Annotated in this window: 13 protein-coding genes; all 13 read right to left on the reverse strand. The window is 69.4% G+C overall.

Going from position 1 to position 14099, the window contains the following annotated elements; all coding sequences use genetic code 11:
* Positions 1 to 5 precede the first annotated feature (5 nt).
* On the reverse strand, positions 6 to 1196 hold the full coding sequence (locus FXF68_RS31205) for a siphovirus ReqiPepy6 Gp37-like family protein (protein ID WP_148765533.1): 1191 nt from the start codon (positions 1194 to 1196) through the stop codon (positions 6 to 8).
* Complete coding sequence (locus FXF68_RS31210; RefSeq protein ID WP_148765536.1) at positions 1196 to 2140, reverse strand: phage tail family protein; 945 nt, start codon at positions 2138 to 2140, stop codon at positions 1196 to 1198. Before FXF68_RS31210 ends, FXF68_RS31205 begins: the two co-directional genes overlap by 1 nt.
* 17 nt (positions 2141 to 2157) lie before the next feature.
* Complete coding sequence (locus FXF68_RS44185) at positions 2158 to 7755, reverse strand: aggregation-promoting factor C-terminal-like domain-containing protein (RefSeq protein ID WP_148765538.1); 5598 nt, start codon at positions 7753 to 7755, stop codon at positions 2158 to 2160.
* A 45-nt stretch (positions 7756 to 7800) separates the two neighbouring features.
* Positions 7801 to 8148: a hypothetical protein gene (locus FXF68_RS31220; protein WP_148765539.1), complete on the reverse strand. Its 348-nt coding sequence runs from the start codon at positions 8146 to 8148 to the stop codon at positions 7801 to 7803.
* Between the two features lie 65 nt (positions 8149 to 8213).
* Complete coding sequence (locus FXF68_RS31225) at positions 8214 to 8660, reverse strand: hypothetical protein (RefSeq protein WP_222870158.1); 447 nt, start codon at positions 8658 to 8660, stop codon at positions 8214 to 8216.
* Entirely contained in the window at positions 8660 to 9247 is a 588-nt protein-coding gene (locus tag FXF68_RS31230) for a phage tail tube protein (RefSeq protein ID WP_148765540.1), read from the reverse strand. The genes FXF68_RS31225 and FXF68_RS31230 overlap by 1 nt, the downstream gene beginning before the upstream one ends.
* 92 nt (positions 9248 to 9339) lie before the next feature.
* On the reverse strand, positions 9340 to 9729 hold the full coding sequence (locus FXF68_RS31235; RefSeq protein ID WP_148765541.1) for a hypothetical protein: 390 nt from the start codon (positions 9727 to 9729) through the stop codon (positions 9340 to 9342).
* Positions 9729 to 10046 carry an HK97 gp10 family phage protein gene (locus tag FXF68_RS31240; RefSeq protein WP_148765542.1) on the reverse strand — a complete coding sequence of 106 codons (318 nt, stop codon included), beginning with the start codon at positions 10044 to 10046 and terminating at the stop codon, positions 9729 to 9731. Before FXF68_RS31240 ends, FXF68_RS31235 begins: the two co-directional genes overlap by 1 nt.
* Before the next feature lie 18 nt (positions 10047 to 10064).
* The gene (locus FXF68_RS31245) at positions 10065 to 10406 is read right to left on the reverse strand and encodes a head-tail adaptor protein (RefSeq protein WP_148765543.1); all 342 of its coding nucleotides are present in this window, start codon (positions 10404 to 10406) and stop codon (positions 10065 to 10067) included.
* Between the two features lies 1 nt (position 10407).
* On the reverse strand, positions 10408 to 10830 hold the full coding sequence (locus tag FXF68_RS31250; RefSeq protein WP_222870159.1) for a hypothetical protein: 423 nt from the start codon (positions 10828 to 10830) through the stop codon (positions 10408 to 10410).
* Between the two features lie 20 nt (positions 10831 to 10850).
* On the reverse strand, positions 10851 to 11987 hold the full coding sequence (locus tag FXF68_RS31255) for a glycosyltransferase family 4 protein (RefSeq protein WP_222870160.1): 1137 nt from the start codon (positions 11985 to 11987) through the stop codon (positions 10851 to 10853).
* A complete protein-coding gene (locus FXF68_RS31260) occupies positions 11984 to 12940 on the reverse strand; it encodes a phage major capsid protein (RefSeq protein ID WP_148765544.1) in 957 nt (318 codons plus the stop codon). The genes FXF68_RS31255 and FXF68_RS31260 overlap by 4 nt, the downstream gene beginning before the upstream one ends.
* Positions 12941 to 12952: 12 nt before the next feature.
* Positions 12953 to 14098: an AAA family ATPase gene (locus tag FXF68_RS31265; RefSeq protein WP_187438186.1), complete on the reverse strand. Its 1146-nt coding sequence runs from the start codon at positions 14096 to 14098 to the stop codon at positions 12953 to 12955.
* Position 14099 lies beyond the last annotated feature (1 nt).

Genomic DNA, 14099 nt, shown 5'->3' on the forward strand with positions numbered 1-14099 from the left:
CGCGCTTACCGTGCCGCGAGGCGGCCGAGGCGGCGGCCCAACTCCCTGACGAGCTTGACCGTCTGCAGGTCAGTCGTCGCCTCCGACGACCCGATCAACGACGTCACGTACTCGCCGCCCTTCGGAGTCGCCTGCAAATGGATGCTGCGTACCAGGTCCGCGACTTCCAACCCCGTAGGCAGCGCCACCGTCACCCTGTCGCCAAGGTCAAAGTCACGGCCCGCGATCATCCCCGGCTGACCGGGCCGATCCGGGACGTCGACCGTTACCGTCGCCAACTCGACCGGAGCCGCACCGCCTGCGATCTCCTCGTTCCCGGCCTGGGTCAGTTCCCCGTTGGTGTCGTTGGCGGCCGAACCGTCCACGAACTTCTCCACCCGGTACCAGTTGCTCGCCGCCGCGGAGTCGGCCACCTCCACGAACGTCCGCGCGCCCGTTGTGTCGTCCTCGGTCCCGGCGATGAGCGCGTGTGTCACTGTCGGCGCGGAGATCTTCGCTCGCAGGTAACGGAGGTTGCCGAGGCCGAAGGAGAACCTGGCCGTCGCAGTGAGGTCGGATGGCCCGTACACCTCGAAGACGATCTGGTCTGCGTCCTCACGGGTGCGGAAGCCGAGCCCGTCGCCGTCGATCGCGACGCGGCGGCACACATCCAGGAGCCCTTCGAACCGCGTCTGCACGCTCGTCGTCGTCCCAACACTCGCGAGCGCCCCGAGGCCAAAGCTTGGGATCCGCCGGGCCGCCAACGCTGACGGCCCGCACGACTCGTCCACCAACGTCCGGATGATGACCTCGGCGTTCGTTGCGGTAATCTGCCGCCACGTCGAGATCGGCTGCAACGTCCACGCCACCGCCGGGTTCGGCCATGTGAAGTAACCAGCGATACGGCCGAGGTCATCAGTGAAGTTGATCGTCACCTTGCCAGGCTGCGGCTCGGCGCTGCCTTCCCCGCCGCCGTAGCCCATTTCGATCTCCCGCGGAACCTCCATCGGGCCCGCGCACCAGACCTGACCGTCACGGATCACCCGCAACCGGTTGCCCTCCACAATCTGCGCGAGCACTTCCGGCCGCGCGGGGAGCACCACCGTCCCAGATGCAGGCTCGTTGAATTTCCGCGTCACGTCCAGGGACGTCCACCCGTCGATGGGATAGCCCTGAACGTTGAGGTTCTGGTCCGTGATGAGCACTGTGACTGCCATCAGGCTGTCTCATACCGGGCGTTGTACGACAGGTCGACACGGCTCCCAGGGCCTGCGCCATCAAGCTGGAAAGTGATCGCTGACTCACCGGGCGGCAAGGCCCACAGAACCGCGCCCGGCCAGTCCAGCCCTCCGATCCAGTTGGATCCATCCTGGAAGGTCACACGCGGCGGGTTCGTTGTGATCGTGACCTTCTCCCCCGCCAACAGGTCACCGTGGCCGATCGCCGTGGCATCAGGGTTGAAGGCGAACGACTCACCGGTGTCCTCGTTCGTGAACGTCACCAGCGACGCCGGGCCTGTGACCACCCACGTCGGCCACGCCTCCACGCCGCCAGGATTGGTCAGAGTGGTCGCGCCGAGTACCTGCCCCGACGAAACGGTGGGGAATGGGTTCAGAAACGGGACGCCAACGCTGTACGCGCGGTATCCGGTGACCGGAACGGGGTCAATCCAGTACGGGTCCTCGCAGTACAGCGACAGGATCACCGAGTCAGATGCGACGCCGGTGCCTTGCCTGCCCTGCCCCTCGAACCCATCCTCGTAGTAGCAGGCAATGCGGCGCCGGGAGCCGTCCGGGCGAGTGATCTCTAGCCAGCCCGCCCCAATCCGAAGTGTCCGCGTAAATGCCTCAGCGAGCGCCCGCCACCTCGCAACGAACTGGAGATGATCCTTACCGAAGACGTGCATCGGCCAGACGATCGTCTTGTCGTTCGGCCGGGAACTGCGGAGTCGGGAGCCGCCGCGGGGATGGTCGTCCTTCGCCAACTCGTATGGTGCCGCGCCGAGCCCCGACACCCCCTCCGAAAGGGTAAACCACCCGGAGGTTGGGGAGGTCAACGGCCAGATCGTGCCATTCGCCTCGACGAATCGCGCGGTCGCGAATCCGACGCCGGGAATCTGGACGGGCGGCTGGACGGTCCCCGGTTGTGCGAGCAGCGGCATTTACAGGCCCCCGTCCCTCACCGGGGCCTGCCGACCCGTGCCCGTGCTTCCTGCTTGCGCTGCAGAACCTCTAGGTCCTGCACCGTCAAGTCCAACGTCCGCGGATAGAAGTTGTAGGTGTCTCCGCCGCGGGAGGAACCGTCAGCCAGCGCGGCGAACTGCGCATTGGTGAGCACCGGCTCCGGTCGGCCGGTGCCGTTGTAGACCAGCGACGGTCCTGGTGGGAGGAACCCGCCGTTGTCGTACCAGCCGGTCCGCTGCGAATGCGCCCACGCGCCCGCGGGGTTGCCGTAGCGGCCCTTGATGTAGCCGAGGCCCCACCTCACCTGGGTGATGGCGTTGGTGAGGTAGTCGGCGCCCGCCGAGCGCATCTTCGACGCGGGCAGCGCCTGCGGGATCCCGTACGCGCCGCTGCCCGGGTTGCGGGCGTTCCACCGCCAGCCCGACTCGCGGATCCACAGCTTGTTCAGCGGGTCGTACTGGGACCCGGACCAGCCGAACTCGCCCATCTGCGAGCGGGCGTACGCGCGTGCCGCGGCAGCGGACTGCGCGGACCTGCCCGCCGCGTTCGATGCGATCAGGCGGATCTTGCCGCCGCCGCGGAACGGGGCGTAGCGGACGACGTCGCCGGTGTGCGGGGCGTGGATCATCTCCTGCCCGCTCCCGGACCCGGGTTTGACGAACATCATCACGTGCCCCGGGTCAGGGAAATGCAGGTCGCCGGGCCTCGCCGACCCGCGAGATCCGGCACGGCCAGCCTTCACCTGGTCGTAGGTGGTGCGGCCGATCTCCTTCCCGGCTGCCTGCCACGCCCGCATCGTCAGACCGGAGCAGTCGAACGTGGCCGGGCCTGTCGCGCCCCACACGTACGGTTTGCCGAGCTGCTTGATCGCGAACGCGACTGCTTTCGCGCCGTCGCCGGAGCCGAGGAGTTTCGGGTCGATGGTGTTCTTCAACCAGCCGAGGAACGAGTCGATCATCTTCTTCGGCAGCCGCGCCATCGCCTCGGTCCACGGCGACGTGCCCGCGGGAATCCGGTTGAGGATCGGGTCGAGGATCTTCTTCGCCGCGAACGACGCGCCGTTCGCCAGCAGCGACGACGCGCCGTGCACGACGAGGTTCTTGGCGCCCTTGAGGATCCCGCCGATCTTGCCGATGATGCCGCCGCCGGCGAACGCCTGGCCGATCGTGCCGGCGGCGAAGCCGGCGGCGCCGGACACTCCCCCGCGCATCGCGGCGGCGTTGATGCCGTACACCCACGCCGGGCCGAGTGCCCGCGTGGCCTCCGGGCGGATGACACCTTCCCCGCCGGAGAACGCCGCCATCGGCATCACATGCGGGTCACGGCCCGGCGTGTACCCGGGGAACACGCCGCCGGTCGCGAACTTCAAGTCCGGGAGCTTGGGCAGCTTGACCAGCCCAGCTACGGTGTCCCAGGCTTTCTTGATGCCGTGCTGGTAAACCGTGTTCACCACGAACGCGACGGGCCCGCGGGTCTTGGCTTTGAGCCCGTCCCAGATCTTCCCGATCGCGGTGACCGCAGTGTGGAAGGCGTCGCGGACCTTACCGACCGCCGCCTTCAATGCGTCAAACGTCGGGCGGATCGTGGAGGTCCATACCGAGTGGATGATCGACCCGACCGTGTTCCACACGGGGCGGATCACGCTGTCGCGCAGCCACCGGAAGATTGGACCGAGCGTCACCCGCAGGTAGGTGACGATCAGGTTGAAGACCGCCCGGATGAGGCCCCACGCGAAGCTGATCGCCGTCTTGATGCCGTTCCAGACCGGAACGACGATGTTGCGGTACAGCCACGTGAACCACGAGCCGACCGTGCGGAGCGCGGAGCGGATCGCGGCGAACACCGGCTGCAGCAGCGCCCACGCCCGCGTGGCGGCCCACACGATCCCGTGCCACACGGGAACGAACACGTACTGCCACAGGAACATCGCCGCGGCTTGGAGCAGTTTGAAGGCGAGGAGCAGCGGCGCGACGACGACCACGAAGATCACTGCGGCGAGGATCTTGCCGGCGAGGACGATTCCCGCGAACGCGATCTTGATGATGTTCCAGAGGAACTGGGCTGCGGCGCCGATGCCGCGGATCAGCCAGCCGAGGAACTGGAACACCGGGGTGAGGATCTGAGCGACCCAGGTGATCACGGTGACCATCAGCCGGAACACCGGGATCAGCAGTGAGAAGATCGTCGTCCAGTACTTGACCACGATGATGATCGCGATGCGGAGCACCGGGACCAGCGCCTGCAGGATCACCGCAGCGAGCTGGATCAGCACCGGCAGCAGCGGCGCGATCGCTGTGAACCACTGGCCCCACAGCGGTACCAGCGGCACCAGTTCCGGGAGCAGCCCTGCGATCGCGAGGATCATCTGCTGCAGCGCTGGCGCCGACTGCGTCAGTGCCTTGATCAGCACGCCGGAGATCTGCTGCGCGACCTGCGCGATGACGTTGACGATCGGGGTCAGCGCGGGCATCAGTCCCGCGACGAGGCTCGCGATGAACCGGCCGACCAGCGGCAGGACCGGCGCGACCGCTTGGAAGATCTTCGCGAGCGCCCCGACGAGCAGCCCCACCACCGGCACCAGCGACGCGATCGCCGGTTGCAGCCCCGACAGCAGCGCGGAGATCACGGGTGCGAGCCCGGCGATGATCTGTCCGAGGACCGGGACGAGAGAGATCAGGATCGGGCGAAGCCCGTTGATCAGTTGGTTCAGCAGCGGAGCGAGCGCCTGCACGAGCTGCGTCACGACTGGTGCGAGCGACACGATGACCGCCGACAGGCTGGTGCCGAGGGTGGACAGCACCGACTGCAGCGCGGGCCCGACGCTGCGCAGGACCCCGGCGAGCGCGGACGCCAACGTGTTGATCAGCCCGAGCGCCGGTTGCAGCGCGGGAGCGAGCGCGGCGAACACGCTTCCGAGCAGCCGCCCCAGGCTCAGGAACGTCTGCGCCATCAGCGGCGCCAACGCGATGAACTGAGCTGTGAACTGCTTGAACGCGGGGTTGCTCGCCAGGCCCGTCATGAACGCCGCGAAGCGCTGCGCGACCGTGTTCAGCACCTGCAGGAACGCGAACCCGATCGGCGCGAACGCTTGAGCGAGCCCGGCAAGGCCGGTGAGAAGGTTGCCGAGCAGGTGCCCGAAACCGAGGATCGCCGGGCCCGCCGCCGCGCCGAGGAACTGAGAGAACTGTGTCCAGAACGGCGACTTCGCCGCGGCGGTCGCCTCGGTAAGGAGCTGCCCGACCGCGCCGGCGGCGCCGTGCACGATCGGCGTGAGCAGCGGCAGGCTCGTGCGGAGCAGCCCGATCCCGCGGATCAACACGGGGATCACGTCGGGCTGCAGCGAACGCGCCCATTCGGTGAACGCGCCGGTCAGGCCCTTCCACGCGGTTGCGAGTTGCTGTTCGAGGGGCGTGAGTTTGGCCATGGACGCGCCGAGCGCAGCGTTCGCGGACGCTCCCTGCAGCGCAGCCTGCGCCATCGCACGCCGCGCCGACGCGACCTGGTCCGCAGACTGCTGATCGCTACGAGCGACGTTCTGCCTCGCCCGCTGCAACGCCAGCTCGGAGTTCGCGACCTGCTGGTTGGCCTGCGCAAGGCGTTCCCTCGCGGCGCGGACTTGGTCGGAGCCCTCCACTCCGGCCTTGGCGGCGTTGCCCTCGTCCTGCCCCAGCCGCCGGAGTTGAAGCTGCTGCTCTTTGAGTCGCTGTACCGACTGCCGGTAGTTGATCTCCGCTTGTTTCGCGGCGAGGTCGGCGGCCTTCTGCTGGTCCTCGGCGCCCTTGACCGCTGACTTCGCAGCGTCCACCGATGCTTGCGCCTGCTGCTTCGCCGCGTCGGTCGATCCCGGGTCGGCGAGCACCTTCGCCTGCGCCGCCTGCGCCTGCGCGAGCGCCGTCTGCGCGGCGGCGACCTTCCCCGCCGCCGCTTGCGCCGCAGCGGCGGCCTGGTCCCACGTCGCCTTCGACTGCTCGATGGTGAGCCGCTGCTCCTCCACCGCCAGCTGGGCGTCGATGACCTGGTTCTTCAGGTCTTCGATGGACCGGCGTGCCTGGAGCCGCGCCGACGCGAGCGCACGTTGCGCGTCCGCCTCGGCCTGCAGGCTCGCCTGGTACTGCTGTTCGGCCTGCCGGACCTGGTCCAGGGCCTGCTGGTGGGCGTACGCGGCGTTCCGGATCGCAGACGCGAGTTGCTGCCGGGCGCTGGCCTCCGCGAACGCCCTCGACGCGGCCTGGCCCGACGCGGCCGATGACTGCTGTGACGCGGTCTTCTCCGCCTGCAACGCCTTGGACACGTTGCTGATCGCAGGCAGAGCAACGGCCGCGAGACCGCCGAACCCGGCACCCGCCGCGGCGAGGGGCCCGGCAAGCCCGATCACGCCCGCGCCAACACCGACCAGCGCCGGCGCGGCCGCGGCACCGAGCCCGATCAGCGCGAGACGCAGCGACGCCAACGACGCCAACGCGGCACCGACGTCCGCGACGACGTTGATGTTCGCGCGGCGCCCGTCCAGCCGTGACACCTCGGCGTTCGTCGCCGCCAACTGAGCGTTCGCGCGTCCGGTGTCCGCCTCGACCTGCACGTCAGCGCGTTCGGCTTCGAGGCGGTCGACCTCACCCTGAATGGTCTGGAGTTGCGCCAGCGCCGCAGAGACGTTCGCGCGGACTTCGGCTTCCGGGGTCTCGCCGTCGATCCGTGCGAGCTCGGTCTGGAGTTCGGCGAGCTGCGCGAGGGCCCGCGCGGTATCGGCCTGGACCTGTACGCTCGGCGACTCGGCGCCCAGCGCCAACAACTGGGCGTGGAGCGTGCGGATCTTCTCCTCGGCCGACGCGACATCCGCGTGGACCTGCACATCCGACGACTGCGACCTGATGCGCTGCAGCTCGGTGTTCAGTTGCGCGAGGCGTTCCCGAGCCGCGGCCACGTCGACCTCGACACGGATCTCGGCGCGTTCCCGCTCCAGGCGCTGCACCTGCGACTGGACCGCCTGCATCTGCGCGAGCGCACCGGCGATGTCGGCCTGGATCTGGATGTTCGGTGACTCTGCGCGGAGCCGCTCCAGCTCGGTCTGGATCGCGGCCATCTGCGCCAGGGCCTCGGCGTCGGAGATGTCGACGCCGATCTCCTTGCCGGAGAGTTCCGCGAGCCTGGCGCGGAGCTCGACCATCTTCCGGTCCGCGTCGGTGGAGTCCGCGCCGAGCTCGATCTCCGGCAGGCTCTGCATCGCGACTTCGAGACGCCGTTTGAACCCGCGGGCGAACCCGCCGGCGACGTCGTCACCGTCGCGGGGGGCGCGGCGCCGCTGCTGTTGCTGTTGCTCCCGGAACGGGCGAAACACGTCCTCGTCGCCGAGACCACGCCGGATCCCACGGCCGATCTCCTGACCGACCTGCTGTCCGAGGCGCTCGACCTGCGCCTGGTCCATCTCGACGCGGATGTTGTTGACGTGCTGGTTGATCGCGCCGGCGAGGCGTTCCCCGACCTGGTTCCCGATGCGGGTCGCCGCAGGTAGCAGCGTTTCGCGGAGCTGCCGGACGAAGTCGCGGGTCGAGGGGACGACGGGGACAACGACACTACCTGCGACGAACTCGGGCACGCCCACCCTCCTCCGCGATCCAGAAGGGTGGGGCGGCGTAGGCGGCTAGTTCAGGCCGTTGATGTGCCGGAACAGCCAGTCGGCTTGGTCGAGCGTCAGCGGCGCGCGGGGGCGGCCCTTGCTGTTCTTGGCCTTGTCGTCGCCCGGCATCCGCAGCAGTTCCGGTTCGTCCGGCTTCTTCTGCCCCTTGGGGAGGTTGCGGAGTGTCTGCTCGTACCGCCACAGCCGGTGCTCGTTGACGAGGGTGCCGATGAGCACTTCCAGCGCCGACCAGGGCGCCTTCGCCAAGTCCCCGGGCTTCGGGAGGGCGGGGGCCGCGTTGCGGATCGCGGTCATCGTCGCCGACTCCGGCGGCAGACGCTCCAGCAGCACCCGCAACCTGCGGAACGACATTTCGCCTCGCCAGAACGCGTCGATCTGGTCGGCGTCCCGCGGGTACTGGTGGGCGAAGTCGCCCTCTACCGCCTCCGCATGCGCCTCGACGACCTGGAGCGTCCACGAGATTTCCCCATGTCATCACCCGACGCCTTCGCCGCGGCGAGGGAGAAGTCCTGGAACTCGTCGACGGTGAGGTCCAGGTCGAGGAATGCGTCGAGGTCGTCTTCGTGGATGACGCACTCGGCCCAGCCGTCGAGGTCGCCGGTGTTGAGGAGCCGCATGTGCGACATCCGCCACTGGCCCTGCGGAAGGATCCGAACGGCGACACCGGTGTCGCCGACCGGGACGGTCACGTACTCGCCGACCGCTTCGGCCTCCTGCGCCTCTGCGGGCGTCAGCCCCTCGGCGGGGTAGCCGTTCGCCGGGGACGGGTGACCGGCGCTGATCGCGGCCTGGTGCGGTGCCTGCCCGGTCCCGTCGTGGGACGGGGCGGGCGCGCCGGGGATCTGGTCGTGGGTGACCGTCATCAGGAACCACCACCGCCGATCGCGACCGCGGGCTTGAACAGCCGGTACATCGTGATGCCGGCATCGTCGGGGTAGGTGGAGATCGTGACGCCGTACCCGGACATTTCGTCCTGCTTGAACGTGACGTCGTCGCGGTCGGTGACCTCGCCCTGCGGGATGTAGAACCGCTGCAGGGTGTTCCCGTCGTACACGTCGAACAGGTAGGCCCTCCGGTCGGGGGCGGGCGACGAGGACTCGGAGAAGGAGTAGACGCCGTTGCTGTCGGCGACGAGGTCGGCGACGGGCACCCGGTACATGATCGACACGACCGCGGGGCGGAGCGTCTCCCACAGCGTCAGCTGGAAGGTCCGCACGGACTTGGTGATCACGGTGCGGAACGGGGTGGTCAGACCCCACGGCGTGAACTCCTGCGAGTCCTCGTCGAACCCGAGCTTCAGACCGTCGTCGGAGATGGCGCCCATCGGGTCCCAGGGGGACGTGGGCGCGGTCATCAGGTCGGTGGGCTGCGCCGTACCGGCCGGGCCGACCCAGCCGCCGCCGTTCGCGCCGACCGCGACAAGGTCGGCGCTGCGCTCAATGGTGGCCATGAAAGGCTCCCCTTCACATGCGAAAACCCCGCCCAGCAGGACGGGGTCGGAGGTTCAGTGCTTGTCGTTGCGGGCCTGACGGCCGCGGCGGGCTATTGGGGGTGGAGGGTGAACTGGTAGGTCGCGGTGTACCGGCGCAGCGCAGGGTTGTCGTGCGGCACCTGATGGGGACCGGTGATCGTGTCGACTGCGGTGACGACGGCGCCGCCGGTCGCGGTGCGGGCCAGCCCGTCGTGGAGGGCCTGCTGGATCCGCAGCGCCAGCGCGGCGGCGGCGACACCGTCCGCGGCGTAGGCGTCCACGTCGATCTCGGGGCGGTCGAGTCTGAACCCGTCGTAGCCGCCGCCGATACGGACCACCTGGATCCACGGCAGTTGCGTCTCGAACCCGGCGGGTGTCTCGGTGGAGACGGTGCCGGGTTGCTCTTCGCCCTCCAGCCAGGACGACAACCACCCGACCAGCAGGGTCTCGGCGTCGACCATCAACGGCCCCGCTCAGCGGCTGCAGCGCGGCCGAGCGGCCGATACCGGGGTGTGCGGCTCGCGCCCCACTCCACGGCCGTCGAGTGATCGGAGGTGTTGATGACCTTCGCCCAGGCGCGGCGTCCGTCGCCGGGCCCACGGGACTGTCCCGACTTCACCCGAAAGGAGCGGGCGTAGTCGCCGGTGCGGCGCGGCGCGAATCCTTCAGCTCGCTGTTGGATTCGCTCGGCGCGGACCACCATCGCCGCTTTCATTTCCTTGGACCGCAGCATCTTCCCGATGCCGCCGTACCTGGGCCGGAACTTCGGACGCTCCACGACCACGCCCCCTCTCGGTCAGCCGGTGACGCGCGTCAGGGCGACCTGCACGCCCATCCGCGAACCGGTCAGCGGGGACTCGTGCACGCCGGGCTCACCGTCGATCTCGTAGATCACGCCTGCGACCTTGATCCGGTCGGTGGCGCGGACGTCGGTGCCGTGCGGCATCACCACGCTCAGCCCGATGGTCACCTGGTCACGGGCGTCGGTGTTCTCCTGGGATCCGCGCGCCCACACCGCGCAGCCCTCCACCGGGGTGGGCACGTCGGGGCCGGGGACCTTGTTGCCGTGCGCGTCGCGGGACGGCGGTCCGGGCCGCAGGATCGTGACCGTCTTCCCCAGCGGGTATGGGGGCGGCATGTCAGTACCACCCGTCGCCGGGGCCGAGGTCTTCCCACACTCCGCGCGGGTCGGGTTCGTCGCCCCACGTGACCGGCCACGTCACCGTCGGGTCCGCGTCCGCAGGTGTCGGGTCGACGGTGAATGCTCCACCGCGTCCGGCGAGGCGCTGGAGGGTGCGGCGTTCGTCGCGGGTCATGTACAGGCCCGCCTGGGGCCTTTGCACACTGATCGGGCCGACGGTCTCGTAGGCGATGCCCTGCGGGTTGGCGTAGGCGCGGCCGGCGACCGCCAGCACCACCGCTGACGCCGCGTCCGGTAGCGGCTTGACGATCGACTCGGCCAGCAGCACCGCCTGTTCGATCATCAGGTTGGCGCGGGCCTGGTCGATCTCGGACATGTTGAGGTAGACGCGGAGCTGCTCCGCGTCCACGGCTAGGGCCACGGCGATGCACCTCGCTCAGGTCAGAGGGCTTCGACCGCCTCGCACCAGGCGGCAAGGTCCGCGGCCGGGTCCAGGGCCTTTGACCGGGCGAGGCACCGGTCGGAGGCTTCCGCCCACTGGACCGGGTCCTGCAGCGCCGTGACCGCCGACACCCACGCCTGCAGGTCGCCGCGCTCGGCGAAGATGCCCGCTTCGGCCAGCGACTCCGACAGGCCCGGGGTGCCGTTCGCGACCACCGGGATGCCCGATGCCATCGCCTCGACAGCGACACGGCCCCATGATTCGCTCGCCGAGGGCATCAGCAGGATCCGGGTGCGGGCGTACACCTGCTCCCGCATCTGGTCGCCGGGGAGATGGTCGATGACCTCCACGTTCGGGAGTCCGCCGCGGCGCTCGACCTGGGTGCCGTAGGCGCCCTTCACGCCGAGGAACTCAAGGTCGGGAAGACGCTCGGCGAGCTGCCAGAACACCTCGCCGCCCTTGTCGGCGTTCAGGTTGACCAGGGTGATCCGATCGCCCGGGGTGGTGGCGTAGTCGCTGGTGAACACCGGCGGGCGCACCACGATGCTGCTGGTGGGGCGGAGACTTTCGGTGTACTCGCAGAAGTAGCCTTCCGCCTCGGCCTGCATGTGCAGCGAGTTGTACACCGCCAGCGCCGTCGACCCGCGGCCGACGTTCCGGAAGATCGTCGGGTGGGTGTTGTGGCACACCGCGACGAACGGCCGTCCGAGCCCGCGGGCGAGCGCACCAGCCGCCGGGACGTTCTCGTGGTGCGCCACGATCACGTCGCTGGCCTTCGCTGCAGCGGCGAAGTCGAGGCTCGCCGCGAACGGCACCACCTTCACCCCGTCGACGTCGTAAGCCTCGTGGTCGGGCGAGTACCGGGACAGCCACACCGTCACCTCGTGGCCGCGGGCCACCAGGGCCCGCAGCATCGAGTGCAGCATCCACTCCGAACCGGCGTTGTGCCGCGGCGGGTAAGCGTGGACACGAGCGACGACCCGCAGTGGCTTCGCCGCGGTGCCGAGCCCCCGGAAATGCGAAACCGCCGGGTCCAGGATCTCGTCCTGACCGGCGGTCGACTTTCCCGAGGGCCTCCCGGGCGGCTTGGCTCTGGGCTTGCGGGGTCGGCTGGCGCGGCGGGGCGCCTCGGTCACGAGGTGACGCCCGCGCTGGTGTACTTCACGAACGCCTGCGCGTCACCCATCACGAAGCCGTAGAACGCCTCCGCGAGCAGCAGCACCAGGTTCTCCTGGAAGGCACTGTGCACGCCGCCTTCCTCATCGATGTACGTCGCCTCCGCGGAGATCCGGATGGTGATGTCCATGCCCACGCCGTACGCGGCCTGCGACCAGTCACCGCCCAGGGCCCGCAGACCCGAGTCCGTGGAGGTGGACTGTCGGCGCTGCTTGCCGGACACGCCACGCGAGTACGCCAGCGGCTCACCGATGAGGGTGCCGGCGTTCGCCATGTTCGTGCCGGGCGTGGTGGTGTCGACCAGGATCGGCCGGCCCGTGGTGTCGGTGGCGAGCAGCAGCTTCGGCTTCAGCCGCGGGTCCGCGACGGTGCCGGTGAAGTCCCAGTCGTCGTCGACGACCAGGTCCATGCCGTTCACCAGGTCCGCCCACAGACCGCCGTTGGCCTGGGAGGCGGTGCCGAGCTCGATCGCGTTGGTGGTCGCGGTGAGGTGCTCGGCGAACGGGCCCGCAGCGCCCTTCATCGACTTGCCGTGGATCGCGGCGTGGTCGAACGCCCGCGCGAACGCCGTCGGCAGGTCCCGCTGCAACTGCGTCCACAGGCCACCGGCGTTGGTCTTCACGACCTCTTCCGACACCGGAATCAGCACGGCGATCTTCTTCGGCGACATCTGCTTGACGTCGATACCGCCCGAGGACAGCGGCTTGCGGGCACCCGACCCGACCCAGTCTGCGGTCGGGACGTCCAGCGGGATCGGGATGGAGGTGTTCGCGTCGATCGACAGCGGCGCACGCTGCGCCAGCGACATGATCGCGCTCTGTTCCACCGACTTTTCGAAGATCGGGCCCGCGAGCGTCCGCGGGAGGAGATTGTCGTTGACATCCGACAGGAGGATCGGGTCGGTGGTGGCCACCTCAACCCCTTTCTAGCGGCGTCCCTTCAGGAGCCGCGAATTCACGAACCCCGCGAATTCGCTCGCGGGGTCCTTAGCTCTCGGTTGGTTGGCGCCCGACGCCTGCGTCCGGTCCGGTGCGGGTTTGCGCCGCTGCGGGGTGTCCGGCTTCGGCTTCGCCAGGTGCGGCTTGCGGTCGAGGAGGTCCTCCAGGTCCGCCTTGATCCGGTCGGTAGCGATCTCGCCGTCGTCGCCGATGTAGGCGTCCAGGTCGAGAAGCGCTTCCGGGTCGGTTTTGTCGGCGAACCCGTCCGCGGCCATCGCACGGACCTCGGACTTCACAGCCCGCTGCCGGATCCGGTGGATCTCCTGCTCGCGCTCGGTCAGCCGCGCCTGCAAACGCTGCGCCTCGGTCTGGTCGGCCTCGGCCGCCTCGCGGGCACGCTTGGCCAGCGGCTCCAGTTCCTGGTTCTTTCGCTCCAGCTCACGCAGACGCTTCCGCAGGTTCGCGGCCTCGGAGTTCTTCTTGCGGAGCTCAGCCTTGGCGGCCTTCTCGTCGAACGCGCCGCCCGCCTGGGGCTTGTCGTCCTCGGTGTCGTCGGCGCCGGTGTCGGTGACCTCGCTGGTCTCCTGCTCCTGCTCCTCGGTCGCCGTGTCGTCGCCGGTGCTGTCGTCCTGCGCGGTCGTCTGCTCGGTGTCCGCGGTGTCGTCGGGCATGATCGGGTAACCCTCCAGGGGTTCGGATAGGGACAACTCCCGCTCCAGGCGGGAAGAATCTGGGCGGTACAGCGACCACCAGCGGTCGATCGCGCGGCCCGTCCAATCGGGCCGGTTGTCGGCGGCGGCGCGGGCCCGCGCCTGCTCAGCCGATGCCGCGATCACAACCGTCTCGGTCGCGCGCAGCGACCGGGCGAGGCTCCTGCGCTGCTGCGGATCCGGCGCGGAACGGATCACCCACGCCGTCCCCGACTCCATCGCCGAGACCTGCCGCTCCAGCGCGGACCGCAGCACATGCGCCCGGTCCGCCACCTCGCGGGCGTGGTCGTGATGAGCGGTGGACCCGAGCTCTCGGCAGAGCCGGTCGAAGTCGATGACGGTGTCGCCGTCAGATGCCTGTTTGGCGACCCAGGTCGACTTTCCGGAAGCGGGCGGGCCGCACACCAACACGACCCGACGCACG

The sequence above is a fragment of the Actinomadura decatromicini genome, from assembly GCF_008121305.1.
In the GTDB taxonomy this organism is placed as follows: Bacteria; Actinomycetota; Actinomycetes; order Streptosporangiales; family Streptosporangiaceae; genus Spirillospora; species Spirillospora syzygii.

Coding starts and splice junctions, on each gene's coding strand:
- FXF68_RS31205 (WP_148765533.1), bottom strand. CDS start 1,196: ATGGCAGTCACAGTGCTCATCACGGACCAGAACCTCAACGTTCAGGGC.
- FXF68_RS31210 (WP_148765536.1), bottom strand. CDS start 2,140: ATGCCGCTGCTCGCACAACCGGGGACCGTCCAGCCGCCCGTCCAGATT.
- FXF68_RS31220 (WP_148765539.1), bottom strand. CDS start 8,148: ATGTCGTTCCGCAGGTTGCGGGTGCTGCTGGAGCGTCTGCCGCCGGAG.
- FXF68_RS31225 (WP_222870158.1), bottom strand. CDS start 8,660: ATGACGGTCACCCACGACCAGATCCCCGGCGCGCCCGCCCCGTCCCAC.
- FXF68_RS31230 (WP_148765540.1), bottom strand. CDS start 9,247: ATGGCCACCATTGAGCGCAGCGCCGACCTTGTCGCGGTCGGCGCGAAC.
- FXF68_RS31235 (WP_148765541.1), bottom strand. CDS start 9,729: ATGGTCGACGCCGAGACCCTGCTGGTCGGGTGGTTGTCGTCCTGGCTG.
- FXF68_RS31245 (WP_148765543.1), bottom strand. CDS start 10,406: ATGCCGCCCCCATACCCGCTGGGGAAGACGGTCACGATCCTGCGGCCC.